This is a genomic window from Enterocloster citroniae (assembly GCF_040545455.1).
GTDB lineage: Bacteria > Bacillota > Clostridia > Lachnospirales > Lachnospiraceae > Enterocloster > Enterocloster citroniae.
Genome location: NZ_JBEPLZ010000001.1, coordinates 211,519 through 225,435, shown reverse-complemented (window position 1 = coordinate 225,435; position 13,917 = coordinate 211,519). Strand labels below are relative to the sequence as shown.

Here is a 13,917-nt window from a genome sequence, read left to right as displayed (position 1 = left end):
GGTGAATTCAGGGGTTGTTCCGATGTGTTCTATGGCGTATACTGGTAGAAAGAACATATGACTTTTATAAGCGGGGGCAACCATATGCAGCTTACCTATTTACACATACGCAACTTTAAATCCATCCGCGACCTGGAGATCCGTGATATTGACAGGGCGCTGATTTTGGTGGGTAAAAATAATACAGGAAAGACCTCTGTGCTGGACGCGGTATGCGCTGTGTGCGGATGCTATCAGATCCAGGAACAGGACTTTAATGAGAAAAGGCAGGCGATCCGCATTGATGCTGCCTTTTCCATAGAGGAGGGGGATCTGGAGCAGTTTCACCGGAGAGGCGTTGTGAGCCAGTACCGGCGTTATGATGTGTGGAAGCGGGTGTTTGGGGAGCGGCTCCCCTCCTTCCGGGACGGTGAGCTGTGCTTTACCTTTCATGTGAACCTGGACGGCCGGGTGCGGTATGAAGATCTTTACCGCAAGAATAACCCCTATATCCCCATGGTCCTGCCCCATATTTACCGGATCACCGCGGAACGGGAATTAAACCAGCTGCAGAATGACCTTTTGATGTTCCAGGAGGATGAGGAGTTAAGGCGGCTCCGTTCAGGGACCTGTATCTTTGAAGGAGCCAAGAAATGCAACCACTGCTTCCAGTGTATTGGCCTGATTAACAAGAAAAAGCCGGAGGAGCTCACTGTATTTGAGACGGCACGTTTGCTGGAGTATAAGATCTACCAGCTGAACCTCAGCGAGTTTTCCAGAAAGGTCAATGAAAATTTTTACAAGAACGGCGGTTATGAGGAGATCCAGTATACGTTGAACTGCGACACGGACCAGCTGTTTTCCGTTGAGGTGACGGCCCACAACCTTCAGAGGGGCAGTGTAAAGCCGGTGGAACTGATGGGAAAGGGGATGAGGAGCATCTATATGCTGTCCCTGCTGGAAACCTATATCAGCGAGCAGAGCCGCATTCCCAGCATCATTGTGGTGGAGGACCCGGAGATATTCCTCCATCCCCAGCTTCAGAAGACCTGCAGCGAGATTCTGTACCGGCTTTCAAAGAAAAACCAGGTCATTTTTAAGACCCACAGTCCTGACCTGCTTTTTAATTTCAGCATCCGCCAGATCCGCCAGGTGGTGCTGGATGAGGAGCGGTATTCCGTTGTCAGGAAAAAGGCAGATTTGGGAGAAATCCTGGATGACCTGGGGTATGGTGCCAGCGACCTGCTAAATGTAAGCTTTGTGTTCATTGTGGAGGGGAAACAGGATAAGAGCCGCCTGCCCCTGCTTTTGGAAAAGTATTATTCCGAGATATATGACTCAGAGGGCAAATTTTCCAGGATATCCATCATTACCACCAACAGCTGTACCAATATAAAGACGTATGCCAACCTGAAATATATGAATCAGGTGTATCTTCGGGATCAGTTTCTGATGATCCGGGACGGGGACGGTAAGGACCCGGAGGAACTGGCATCCCAGCTGTGCAGGTATTATGATGAGCGCAGCCTGGAGGATGTGGACCGTCTCCCCAAGGTGACAAGGCGCAATGTGCTCATATTAAAATATTATTCCTTTGAGAACTATTTTTTAAACCCATCCATTATGGCAAAGCTGGGGATCGTGGAGAGTGAGGAGGCATTTTATAAAACCCTGTATGACAAGTGGCGTGAATATCTTTACCGGATACGAAGCGGACAGCAGTTAAAGGAGATCATGGGGCGGGATTTTACATCTTGCCAGGATATGAGGGAACATATGGAAGAGATCAAGACCTATATGAGAGGCCATAATCTCTATGATATATTCTATGGGCCCTTCAGGGAGCGTGAGCAGGAGATTCTCAAGGCATACATAGACATGGCGCCCAGTGAAGAGTTTAAAGATATACTGGAGGCTATTGACAGGTTCGTATATTTTGACAGCCGTAAAAAGGAAGATGCAATTGCCGATAAATGATTGCCAGCAAAATGGGCCGACAGGAAAATCCTGCCGGCCCTATGATCATTTTATGCCTTGCATATTTTTTATGTATACAGGTGAAACCGTACTATACGTCAAGCCGTACTGATGCGCCAGGCTGTACTGATGCGCCAGGCTGTACTGATACATCAAGCCGTATATGCATCCTCCGCAGATGGGGACTCCGCGTTTTTTCCCTTGCCCATCACACAGGTATAGACAAAGGTTCCCAGGCAGACAGCGGCAAAAAGGATGCCCACCGGATAAGCAATGGCGGTGGAGAGCTGGAAGCCTTCCTTGGCCATCAGGATATAGGTACAGGACACGGCCGACATAAAGGTTGCAGGAAGGGCCGTAAGCCAGTAGAAGCGTTTCCTGCGGAATAAATACACGCTTGCGGACCAGAGGGCGATCATGGCCAGTGTCTGGTTGCTCCAGGAGAAATATCTCCATACTACCTGTACATCAACCTGGGTCAGGACAGTACCTACGCCCAACAGAGGGATGGTGAGCATGAGGCGGTTCTTAACAGGCTTCTGGTCCATCTTAAACCAGTCAGCCAGTGTAAGCCTTGCGCTCCTGTATGCCGTGTCGGCGGAGGAGATGGGGCAGGCGATTACGCCGATCATGGCGATCACTGCGCCCACAGGCCCTAAAAGCGTGAAGCAGATCTCATAGACAACCGCAGACTGTCCGTTTCCAAGTGCATTCAACAATCCGCCTGTGCCATCGTAAAAAGCAACTCCTGCAGCTGCCCAGATCAGGGCAATAATGCCTTCAGCGACCATGGCGCCGTAGAATACCCGGCGTCCGTCTTTTTCATTGGTAAGACAGCGCGCCATGAGGGGAGACTGGGTTGCATGGAAACCGGAGATGGCGCCGCAGGCAACGGATATGAACATGGTCGGCCAGATGGGGGTGCCGGAAGGATGCAGGTTGGTCAGGGAGATCTCAGGTATATGGTATCCGCCCAACAGGATGGCGCCTCCTACTCCAAGTGCCATAACAATAAGACAGATTCCGAAAATAGGGTAAATCTTTCCGATCACCTTGTCTATGGGGACAAATGTGGCAATAAAGTAATAAACCAAGACAACAACCAGCCAGAATTTGGCATCCAGGACCTGAGGGGTCAGCATGGCCAGAAGATTGGCCGGGCCTGTGGAGAAGCTGACGCCTACCAGCACCAGGAGTACCACGGAAAACACGCGCATAACCTGTTTCATGGCATCGCCCAGATAAGTTCCCGTGAGCTCGGATACGCTGGCTCCCTTGTGACGCATGGACATCATTCCCACCATGTAGTCATGGACACCGCCGCCCAACAGGGTACCAAAGGTGATCCAGAGAAATACGCTGGGTCCCCAGCATGCGCCTGCCAGGGCGCCGAAGATGGGACCAAGGCCCGCGATGTTGAGAAGCTGGATCAGGAAAATACGGGGAGTGCCCATGGGGACGTAATCACTGCCGTCCGTCATGGTAAGTGCCGGTGGTTTGCGGTCGTCAGGACCAAATACTTTTTCAGCCACCTTGCTGTACACCATGAAACCGCCGATTAAAAGTGCCAGACATACAAAGAAACTAATCATAAACCTACCTCCTGTTTGATAAATCGTTCATTTGTCATGTCTTAATTGTACTGAAATATATACAAAAGAAAACACTTTTTGCATGAACTGCAGTACTAAGTGCACAAACGACACCTATAAATGAATGAACGGAAGCTGTGAATGCACAAACGGAAGGTTTATCCTCAACGGTATCTTAGATCCCCAATGCCTGTCTGAGGCTTTTCACCTTTTCCCTTCCCACGGGCAGGATATCTTTTTCATATCCCATCATCTTAACGGCCAGACTGTTGTTGGCCCATGGAAACATTTCCGTGATGTGGCTGAGATTGACAAGATAGCTCTTGTGGATGCGGTAAAATCCGCAGGAGGCCAGCCTTTTCTCATATTCCCCCAGCAGCTGGTTCTCTGTGTAATCTCCGTCCGTGGTGTGTATGACACAGCTGCGTCCGGCGGTCTCAATGTATACGATCTTATGTATATCCAGCAGCACAATGGTGCGGTTTACATTGACGGCCAGCCGGCCAACCGGCAGGGAGCCGGATGGACTGTTTATATCTTCCCCGGCAGGACATGAGTGCTTTAGATCCAGTTGGCACTTTTCCAGGACCCTGCGGACACGGTCCGGGTCAAAGGGCTTTAGGATGTAGTTGTTCACGCCCAGTTCAAAGGCCTTGACCGCATACTGGGAGTAGGCGGTGGCAAATACGATCTGGGCGTCCGGAAGTATGCGCCTGGCGGCAGCGGCCAGGGTGGTCCCTTCCATATCATTGAGATTGATGTCCACAAAGAGCAGATCAAAGGACTGGGCGCTTATAAGTTCAAGGGCCCCGGCCCCGCTGTCCGCCTCCTCGATCCGGCTGTCCGGCAGAACGGACAGGATCTGATGGACCAGTTCTTTTCTTGACGGCCGTTCGTCATCGATCACAGCTATTTTCATATGTAAAAATTCCCCCTTGTCTTGTGGTTTGTCCAAAACCGCGCAAAGCTCTTACGAATACAGCGGTTCCTGGTCCGGTTCCGGCTGCATGGGAACCCTGAACCATACTTTGGAACCGTCCTGGGATGATTCGATCTTCAGACCATTGTCCTCACCGTATATGCTTTTCAGGCGCCGGTGCACATTTTTCAGGCCCACACTGCCTTTCCCCTCATTGCTGTAGAGCTGTTTGACGGCTTCCATGGGAAAGCCGGGACCTTTGTCGGTCACGGCGATCTCCACGGAATTGCCCGCCCCATGGGCGCTGATGGAAACGCTTCTCTGTCCCCTTTTGTCCGCTCCGTACCGGACCGCATTTTCCACAAGGGGCTGGAGGATGAAGGAGGGAACCATGCAGTTGATGTCCTCCTCCACATCCATGGTGACCTGTAACTTCTCCTCAAACCGGGCCTTCTCCAGCTCCAGATAGCTGGAGACATGGTAGAGCTCTGTGTGAAGGCTCAGCATATACTGGTCGTTTTCCAGTGTCTGCCTGTAATAGGAGGAGAGGGTGCGTATCAGTTCCCTGGCCCGCTCCGGATTTTCCCGGCACACATAGGAGATGGTATTAAGGGCATTGTAAAGGAAATGCGGGTTGACCTGGGACTGCAGTGCCTTAAACTCAGCCTTGCGCCGCAGCTGCTTCTGGTAATCCAGGTCGGAGAGCTCCAGCTGGGTGGAAAAAAGCCTGGCCAGCTCCGAGGCGAAATTCAGGTTGGACTGGGAGGTATGCCAGTGTTTTCTCACCACCATGGTCAGGCTGCCGATGGGTTTATCCATCTCGATCAGGGGCGCGGCCACGATAATGTGGTTTTTCAGGATGTGATACAGGGGGTCCGGTTTTTCCGCATAGGAAAATGTAGTGGGCTTTTTATTGTGGATGGAGTCCAGTATGGGTTTTAATATGGCATCCCCTTTTAGATCATTGTACCGGGCATCCCCCTTCATGGCCAGGATCCTCTGGGTATCTGTGATCATGACAGCAGCACAGGCGGTGGAGTTGTAGATGATCTCAGCCGTGGCTTCCATGTCCCTTGCGCTGTAAAGACCCTTTCTCAGATGGGGAAGGCTCTGTTCCACGATTCCCAGAGCCAGGCGCATCTTTTCAGCAAACTGGCTGTCCTCCTCCATAAATACCATGTTAAAGGTTGCAATAAAAACAACCATTCCCAGGGCGTTCATGATGATCATGGGAAATGCGATCAACTGGACCAGTTCCAGGGCGGCGGGAAAGGGCTTGGAAATAAGGATGATGATGAGCATCTGTCCCACCTCGGCCAGGGCCGTGATCAGGAACACGCCTGTGCTGTCTATCTTTCCTGCCTTAAAACGTCTGGAAAAAACGGATCCGATCAGTCCTTCCACAAATGTGGATACGGCGCAGGATACGGCTGTAAATCCGCCGATATCAAAAAGATAGCGGTGCAGCCCTCCGATGATGGCGGCGCCCATGCCCACATAGGGGCCGCCTAGGAGCCCGGCTGCCAGCACACCGATGACCCTTGTGTTTACAATGGCTCCCTGGGCACGCACGCCTGTGTAGGTGGAGAAGATGCTGACAAGGCCAAAGATAACTGCCAGTGCAGCACGGCTGCCAATGGGGTTGTTATCACCCAAAAGCATACTGCGGACAACGGGTATCTTGGTGAGCAGCGTGGCGATGAGAACCAGCAGCCCTATGTTTAAAAGCAGGCTGAAAAACATGGTATTGGGCATAGGAGGCCTCCTTGTGATGATTTTATGGTACTATCAGTATACCAAATATTTGCAGAACAGGGAATCTTAAGAAAATCTTTTATTGTTTTTCCCGGAAAGATATGGTAATCTAATGTCGAAGATAACTGTACTAATATAATTAATACAGATAATACGCCTGTGCCGTTGGAATAAGGTGTTCTTTCGGAATCTCCGAGAGTACGCTATATAGGCCGGGTGAATTTCCGGAAAGGGGGAAAGAAGGGATGATCGTACTGGACTACAGGGACCGGAGGCCTTTGTATGAGCAGGTGGTGGAACGGTTCCAGGAACTGATGTTTAACGGAGTACTTCCACAGGACTCACAGCTTCCTTCGGTGCGCAGCCTGGCAACGGAGCTTTCCATCAATCCCAATACCATCCAGCGCGCATATGGAGAGCTGGAGCGGCAGGGATACATTTATTCCATCAAGGGTAAGGGAAGTTTTGTGGCTGACAGCAGCCGCCTAAGGGCGGGCATGCTGGGAGAATGGAAGATCCGGTTTGAGTCCTCGGTAAGCGAGGGCATAAAGATCGGGGTCACGGAAGAAGATATGACAGGGATCATAGAGAAAAAATACCGTGAGTATATGACAGAAAGGGGAGAGAGGCATGATTGAAGCAGTGAATCTGACCAAGCGGTTTGATGATATTATGGCCGTGGATCACTTGAACGCCACCATAAAGGACGGAAGCGTCTTTGGCTTGATCGGCACCAATGGGGCCGGCAAATCCACCTTCCTCAGACTGGCAAGCGGGGTGCTGAAGCCGGATGAGGGATGTATCACCATAGACGGACATGAGGTATTTGAGAATACATCTGCAAAAAAGCGTTTTTTCTATATATCGGACGAACAGTTTTTTTTCAGCAACACAACACCTTTGGAGATGATGCACTATTACAGAAAAATCTATGAAAAGTTTGATGAAACCAGGTTTCACAAGCTGATGCAAAGTTTCGGACTGGATGAAAAGCGTAAGATACACACATTTTCCAAAGGCATGAAGAAGCAGGTTTCCGTTATCTGCGGCGTGTGCGCTGCCACGGACTATCTGTTCTGTGACGAGACGTTTGACGGATTGGATCCGGTTATGCGCCAGACGGTTAAAAGCATATTTGCAGCTGACATGGAGGACAGGAACCTGACTCCCATTATCGCGTCCCACAACCTGAGGGAGCTGGAGGATATCTGTGACCACGTAGGTCTTCTCCACAAGGGAGGGATCCTTCTTTCCAAGGATCTGGATGACATGAAGCTGAACATTCATAAGGTCCAGTGTGTGCTGCAGCCTGACATGAAGCCCGAGGACCTGGTGGCTCTTGACAAGGTGAGCATTGAACAGAGGGGACGGCTGTGCACGGTTACGGTGCGGGGGACCAGGCCGGAGATAGAGGCGATCATGTCCTCCTATGATCCGGTGTTCTTTGAATGCATCCCTCTGTCCCTGGAGGAAATATTTATCAGTGAAACGGAGGTGGCTGGTTATGACATCAGGAAGCTTGTACTTTAAGTTGTTAAGGGAGGATTTAAAGCGCCGCGTATGGGCCATTGCCCTGGTTTTCCTGGCGTTCTTCTTCTCACTGCCCATCGGCCTTGCACTCTCCATGGAGAACGCGGCCAATACGGATTACTTTATATATAACGGATACAGAAACTTTGTCCAGGACGGTTCCCTGCCCGATGACCTGTTCCAGGCCAAGCTGCTGGAACTGAAGACAAAGGTGGTGCTGAGTGATGCGGCCTTTGGAAACGGCCTGATCGTATTCCTGCTCATTGTGGCGGCCGTGGTGATTGGTGTATCCAGCTTCTCCTATCTGCACAATAGAAAGAAAATCGATTTTTATCACAGCATTCCTGTGAGAAGGGAGATCCTGTACAGCACACAATATACGGGGGGTATCCTGATCGTGGGCCTGTGCTACCTGATCAACCTGATCCTTATGCTGGGAGTGGCCCTGTCTTACGGCGTGCGCCTGGGAAGCCTGATCGGACCAATGGCAGGCGGCTGGGCGCTGAACATGCTGTATTTCCTTCTCATGTATGCAGTTGTGGTGGTTGCCATGATGATGACAGGAAACATGGTGGTGGGCCTCCTGGGCTCCGGCGTATTCTTTTTCTTCCTGCCGGCGATCATGATGCTTCTGGCAGCATACTGTGAGACGTTTTTCCTGACCACGGCCAGAAATATGTGGAGTTCCGAGGATTCACCTTTTATGTGGGGCATGAAATACCTGTCGCCCTTCAGCGTATACATGACTGCCCTGAGCTGGGGCGTGAAAAACATAGGAAAACATATACCTGAACTCATATGCACAGGCTTCGGATTCCTGGCATTTTCACTTCTGGGGCTTCAGCTCTACCGCAAGCGTCCCTCCGAGGCGGCGGGCAGAGCCATGGCGTTTAAGCGGACCATGGCGCCGATCCGCATGATCCTGGTCATTGGCTGCGGCCTTGCCGGCGGTATGTTTTTCTGGTCCCTCCAGAGCAATTTAAAATGGGGGCTGTTCGGAATTGTGGTGGCCGTTATACTGACCCACTGCATTGTGGAGATCATCTATCATTTTGACTTTAAGAAACTGTTCGGCCATAGGGTACAGCTGGTCATCTGTCTGGCGGCAGGCGTGCTGGCATTTTTAAGCTTCCGTTATGACTGGTACGGATATGACTCCTACATGCCTCAGGCCGACCGGATCGCATCCGCCAGCCTGGAGATCGGCATTGACAGCAACTGGCTGGACAGCCGGGAGATCACCATCAGTGACAGCGGAGAGTTTGGAGTCACCTACAAAGCAGCCTACGAAGAAATAGAGAAAAATATGAAGCTCACCGATATGGGACTGGTGCTTCCCATTGCAGAAGAGGGGCGCCGCAACGCCATTGAAGACAGGAAGGTGCGCCTGGGCAGCAGCAGGACACCGGCATACGCAAACACCCGGGTTTCCTATATCGGAGGGGCGGACGGCCCCACATCCGTCTTTGTGGCAGGTAAAGTGGCGGGAGAGGAAAACGAGACCGACAGGCAGATGTACTATACCAATGTGACTGTTAACTACCGCCTTACAAACGGACGCCGGGTCAGCCGCGCTTACAGCCTTTATCTTTCCGACATAATGGATACCTATGAGAAGCTGTACAGCCAGACTGATTATAAGACGGGACTGTACCGCATCCTTTCCCAGACGCCTGAACAGCTGAGCCGGGCGTATTACAAGGAGGCGGGGACCATCGCCTACACCGCGGAGGAGGGCAGCGTGCTGACCGAACTGTTAAAAGCCTATCAGACAGACCTTATGGCCCTGGATACACAGACAAGGATCCAGGAAGCCCCCATTGGAAGCATCTGCTTTGTGACAAAGGACTCGGTTCATTATCTGAAAAAAGGGATCGAAGATTCCCTGTACAAATACAGGGGCGGTTACTGGGATTACAGGGTAGAGGACTTTAACCAATACTGGCCCATTTATCCCTCATTCACCCGCACCATCCAGATACTGGAGAGCCAGGGGGAAAAACCGGGAACCTTTTTTGCCCCAGAGCAGGTAAAAGAGATAACCATCAATGTCCAAAACCTTTTAAAATCATCCTACAGCGACATACCGCAGGATGAGGAACTGGCAGAACTGCAGAAAAAGAATCCCTATTACCAGGAAGACGGAAGCCTGCACTTCACAGACGCCCATGACATTGCCCTGCTTATGGATGCCATGATGGAGGAAGAATACTATCAGATGGATCAGTTCCATCAGCCGGCAGGAGGGTTCTCATACTGCCAGATCGAGCTGAAGGGCAATCAATATGTATCCGGCCTCATTATGGAGGACCGGGTGACGCCTGAGATGCTGGATCTGTTTGCCGGGATTCCCATGGAAGTGGAGTAGGCCGGTCAAATATAACAAAGCCGCGGCCGCCATCTGATATTCGATGGCCCGCGGCCTTTTAGATAACCCCAGAGAGCCTTTTGCACAATTCCGGCGGCCGGGCCGTTTCCCGGAGTCTCAGACCTGCCAAGCCCGCCGCCGTATCCGCCGCCCCATCCCCATTCTTCTCATTGGTCCACCTCTGCCTTCTCCCCATCCCACAAATCCCAATTTTCTTTTTATTGACAATCCCCAAAAGGAAAGCTACAATCATATCAACAGAAGGGCCGGTCCGTATGAGGGGTCTGCCGACAGGGAGAAAGAGAGGACATAAGATATGATATCAGAGAAGATGAAACCATTGGTGAACAATAATTCCGCTATCCGTGCCATGTTTGAGGAGGGCAAGAAGCTGGCTGCCATTTACGGGGCGGAGAATGTATATGATTTTAGCCTTGGCAACCCCAATGTGCCTGCGCCGGAGGCTGTGAATCAGGCGATCTGTGATATCCTGAAGGAAGAAGAGTCCACTTTTGTCCATGGCTATATGAGCAATTCCGGGTACGAGGATGTGAGGGACACCATTGCACAGTCCCTGAACCGCCGGTTTGGAACCGCTTTTCACCAGAACAATATTATCATGACCGTGGGCGCTGCCAGCGGCCTGAATGTGATCCTAAAGACGATCCTCAATCCGGGGGATGAGGTCATTGCGTTTGCCCCATACTTTGTGGAGTATGGCAATTATGTGCGCAACTATGACGGCAATCTGGTGGTGATCTCTCCCAATACAAAGGATTTCCAGCCGAATCTGGAGGAGTTTGCCCGGAAGATAACACCTAAGACAAAGGCTGTCATCATTAACACGCCCAACAATCCTACCGGGGTGGTGTACTCTGCTAAGACCTTGACCGATATGGCGGATGTCCTGAGAAAGAGGGCGGCAAAACTGGGGACCGAGATCGTGCTGATCTCTGATGAGCCGTACCGTGAGCTGGCCTATGATGGGGTGGAAGTGCCCTACGTGACAAGATTTTATGACAATACGGTTATCTGCTATTCTTACAGCAAGTCATTGTCACTGCCCGGAGAGCGTATCGGCTACCTGGTGATCCCTGATGAGCTGACAGACAGTGAGGAAGTGTTTAACGCGGCTACCATTGCAAACAGGGTAATGGGAGCGGTGAATGCACCATCCCTGATGCAGCGCGTGATCAAACGATGTGTGGATGAGCAGGTGAACCTGGAGGCATATGACAGGAACAGGAACCTTTTGTACAACGGGCTCAGGGATATGGGCTTTGAGTGCATTAAGCCGGAAGGTGCATTTTACCTGTTTGTGAAGTCCCCGGAGCCGGATGAGAAGCAGTTTTGCGCCAACTGTAAGAAGTATAATCTTTTGGTGGTGCCGGGCAGTTCCTTTGCGTGTCCGGGATATGTGAGGATCTCCTACTGTGTATCCTATGGCCAGATCGAGCGTTCCCTTCCGGCCTTTAAGAAAGTGGCGGCTGATTACGGCCTTTGATTCATCGGGATCATTAAGAGAGGAGTGCAGAGTATGAGACCATGGGAAGCAAATGTCCGCAGGGTGGTTCCCTATGTACCGGGGGACCAGCCTAAGGGCAGTAAACTGATAAAACTGAATACCAACGAAAATCCGTATCCCCCGGCGCCGGGAGCGGAGAGGGCCATTAGGGAGATGGACACGGACCGGCTGCGCAAGTATCCGGACCCCACGGTTTCAGATCTGGTGGAGGTATTGGCGGAGTACTATGGGGTAGGGACGGACCAGGTATTTGTGGGGGTTGGATCTGATGATGTGATCGCCATGTCCTTTCTTACGTTCTTTAATTCCCCAAAGCCGGTGTTGTTTCCGGATATTACGTATTCTTTCTATAAGGTGTGGGCGGACCTTTACAGGATCCCCTATGAGACACCAAAGCTGGATGGGGATTTTTCCATCATTCCCCGGGATTATAAAAGGGAGAACGGAGGAGTGATCTTCCCGAACCCCAATGCGCCTACGGGCGTCTATATGCCCCTTGACCAGGTGGAGGATATCATAAAGGCCAACCAGGATGCGGTTGTGATCGTGGATGAGGCATATATAGATTTTGCAGGCCCTTCCGCCCTTGGGCTGATCGGGACCTATGATAACCTTCTGGTGGTGCAGACCTTCAGCAAATCCCGTTCCATGGCCGGACTGCGGATAGGCTTTGCGGTGGGAAACCCAGCCCTGATCAAGGCACTGAACGATGTGAAATATTCCTATAATTCCTATACCATGAACCTGCCCTCCATTGTGATGGGAGTGGAGTCTGTAAAGGACAGGGAATATTTTGAGGACATAACAGGGAAAATAACAGCTACCAGGGAACGGGCGAAGATCCGCTTAAGGGAATTGGGATTTACATTCCCGGATTCAAAGGCCAACTTTATTTTTGCATCCCACAAAAGCGTGCCCGCGGCACAGATATTTGAAGCTCTCAAAAAGGAGCAGATTTATGTGCGGTATTTTGATGGGGAGAGGCTGGACAACAGCCTGCGCATCAGTATTGGAACGGATGAGGAAATGGAAACGCTGTTTGCATTTTTGGAACGGTTCCTCGGGGAGCAGTGAGAGATGACAGAGACAGACAGGACAGGGAAAAGAGACAGACAGGACAGGTGATAGGATGGAAGATGCAGGGTGGAAGCATTATCTGCGGCTTATGCTGAATATATTGATCCCGGTAACAGGCTGGATCCTTTTGTGCGTTATGGGGCCCAAGGTTTTGAAATTTTTCATGCCCTTTGTCATTGGCTGGATCATAGCCATGATCGCAAATCCCCTGGTGCGCTTTTTAGAGCGCAGGGTAAAGCTGGTACGAAAGCACAGTTCCATTGTGATCGTGGTGGCGGCCCTGGCCCTGGTGGTTGGCCTTATCTATCTGATCCTGTCCAGAAGCCTGGTATTGCTTCACGGCTTTATGAAAGATCTTCCAGCTCTCTATGAAGGCATTGAGGGGGATGTGGCGCGCAGCATGGAACAGATTGAACATCTGTTCCGGTTCCTGCCCGACAGCATCCAGCAGACCTGGGCGGAGATCGGCAGCAATCTGGGAAGCTATGTGGGAAAGGCAGTGGAAAAACTCGCTTCCCCTACTGTGGAGGCGGCCGGATCAGTGGCCAGGAGCATTCCTGCCGTACTGGTGTATCTGGTGGTCACTATTTTGTCTGCCTATTTCTTTATTGTGGACCGGGATAAAATACTGGCCATGATCAAAGCACACACGCCGGCATGGGCCCAGCGTTATACCAGATACCTGAGAGGGGAACTTCTCCGCCTGATCGGCGGCTATTTTATGGCACAGTTTAAGATCATGGTGGTAGTATGGCTGATCCTTACCGTGGGATTTCTTGTGCTGGGAGTGGGATATGCTCCGCTTTGGGCATTTCTCATTGCATTTTTGGATTTCCTGCCTGTATTCGGCACAGGTACGGCCCTGATCCCATGGGGACTGATCAAGCTACTGGGAGGCGAGTATGCCTTTGCGGCAGGCCTTTTGCTGATTTATGTCCTGACCCAGGTTACGCGTCAGCTGGTACAGCCTAAGCTGGTGGGAGACAGTATGGGACTCAATCCCCTCCTGACCCTTCTGCTTTTATACCTGGGCTTTAAAGTAAAGGGCATAGCCGGCATGATCCTGGCAGTGCCCATTGGATTGTTTTTTGTGAGTTTATATGAATACGGAGCATTCCAGGGAATCAAGGACAGCCTGGATGTCCTGATCAAGGATATAAATGCCTTCCGAAGGAAGGAATAGATTAGATTATAG

Annotated in this window: 10 protein-coding genes; 7 read left to right on the top strand and 3 right to left on the bottom strand. The window is 51.2% G+C overall.

Translation table 11 applies throughout. From position 1 onward, the window contains the following. Positions 1–84: 84 nt before the first annotated feature. A complete protein-coding gene (locus ABID13_RS01000; protein ID WP_048930620.1) occupies positions 85–1,956 on the top strand; it encodes an ATP-dependent nuclease in 1,872 nt (623 codons plus the stop codon). A 152-nt stretch (positions 1,957–2,108) separates the two neighbouring features. Here ABID13_RS01000 and ABID13_RS00995 read toward each other — a convergent pair whose 3' ends face one another. The 3 genes from ABID13_RS00995 to ABID13_RS00985 form a co-directional block, all read right to left on the bottom strand. Continuing rightward, entirely contained in the window at positions 2,109–3,548 is a 1,440-nt protein-coding gene (locus tag ABID13_RS00995; protein WP_048930621.1) for a carbon starvation CstA family protein, read from the bottom strand. 175 nt (positions 3,549–3,723) lie between these two features. Beyond that, positions 3,724–4,467: a LytR/AlgR family response regulator transcription factor gene (locus tag ABID13_RS00990; RefSeq protein ID WP_007863747.1), complete on the bottom strand. Its 744-nt coding sequence runs from the start codon at positions 4,465–4,467 to the stop codon at positions 3,724–3,726. 51 nt (positions 4,468–4,518) lie between these two features. After that, the gene (locus ABID13_RS00985; protein WP_048930622.1) at positions 4,519–6,222 is read right to left on the bottom strand and encodes a LytS/YhcK type 5TM receptor domain-containing protein; all 1,704 of its coding nucleotides are present in this window, start codon (positions 6,220–6,222) and stop codon (positions 4,519–4,521) included. Positions 6,223–6,467: 245 nt separating this feature from the next. On the opposite strand from ABID13_RS00985, the gene ABID13_RS00980 reads away from it, so the two are divergent. From ABID13_RS00980 to ytvI, 6 genes are all read left to right on the top strand, one after another. Next, entirely contained in the window at positions 6,468–6,860 is a 393-nt protein-coding gene (locus ABID13_RS00980) for a GntR family transcriptional regulator (RefSeq protein WP_007863751.1), read from the top strand. Beyond that, positions 6,853–7,752: an ABC transporter ATP-binding protein gene (locus ABID13_RS00975; protein WP_045093346.1), complete on the top strand. Its 900-nt coding sequence runs from the start codon at positions 6,853–6,855 to the stop codon at positions 7,750–7,752. The genes ABID13_RS00980 and ABID13_RS00975 overlap by 8 nt, the downstream gene beginning before the upstream one ends. Further along, positions 7,727–10,120, top strand: coding sequence for a DUF6449 domain-containing protein (locus ABID13_RS00970; protein WP_048930623.1), 2,394 nt, complete (start codon positions 7,727–7,729; stop codon positions 10,118–10,120). The genes ABID13_RS00975 and ABID13_RS00970 overlap by 26 nt, the downstream gene beginning before the upstream one ends. 316 nt (positions 10,121–10,436) lie before the next feature. Next, complete coding sequence (locus ABID13_RS00965) at positions 10,437–11,624, top strand: pyridoxal phosphate-dependent aminotransferase (protein WP_045093343.1); 1,188 nt, start codon at positions 10,437–10,439, stop codon at positions 11,622–11,624. A gap of 33 nt (positions 11,625–11,657) precedes the next feature. Further along, a complete protein-coding gene (gene hisC / locus ABID13_RS00960) occupies positions 11,658–12,719 on the top strand; it encodes a histidinol-phosphate transaminase (RefSeq protein WP_048930624.1) in 1,062 nt (353 codons plus the stop codon). Between the two features lie 55 nt (positions 12,720–12,774). Continuing rightward, positions 12,775–13,905: a sporulation integral membrane protein YtvI gene (ytvI, locus tag ABID13_RS00955; protein WP_040416682.1), complete on the top strand. Its 1,131-nt coding sequence runs from the start codon at positions 12,775–12,777 to the stop codon at positions 13,903–13,905. Positions 13,906–13,917 lie beyond the last annotated feature (12 nt).

Coding starts and splice junctions, on each gene's coding strand:
- ABID13_RS01000 (WP_048930620.1), top strand. CDS start 85: ATGCAGCTTACCTATTTACACATACGCAACTTTAAATCCATCCGCGAC.
- ABID13_RS00995 (WP_048930621.1), bottom strand. CDS start 3,548: ATGATTAGTTTCTTTGTATGTCTGGCACTTTTAATCGGCGGTTTCATG.
- ABID13_RS00990 (WP_007863747.1), bottom strand. CDS start 4,467: ATGAAAATAGCTGTGATCGATGACGAACGGCCGTCAAGAAAAGAACTG.
- ABID13_RS00985 (WP_048930622.1), bottom strand. CDS start 6,222: ATGCCCAATACCATGTTTTTCAGCCTGCTTTTAAACATAGGGCTGCTG.
- ABID13_RS00980 (WP_007863751.1), top strand. CDS start 6,468: ATGATCGTACTGGACTACAGGGACCGGAGGCCTTTGTATGAGCAGGTG.
- ABID13_RS00975 (WP_045093346.1), top strand. CDS start 6,853: ATGATTGAAGCAGTGAATCTGACCAAGCGGTTTGATGATATTATGGCC.
- ABID13_RS00970 (WP_048930623.1), top strand. CDS start 7,727: ATGACATCAGGAAGCTTGTACTTTAAGTTGTTAAGGGAGGATTTAAAG.
- ABID13_RS00965 (WP_045093343.1), top strand. CDS start 10,437: ATGATATCAGAGAAGATGAAACCATTGGTGAACAATAATTCCGCTATC.
- hisC (WP_048930624.1), top strand. CDS start 11,658: ATGAGACCATGGGAAGCAAATGTCCGCAGGGTGGTTCCCTATGTACCG.
- ytvI (WP_040416682.1), top strand. CDS start 12,775: ATGGAAGATGCAGGGTGGAAGCATTATCTGCGGCTTATGCTGAATATA.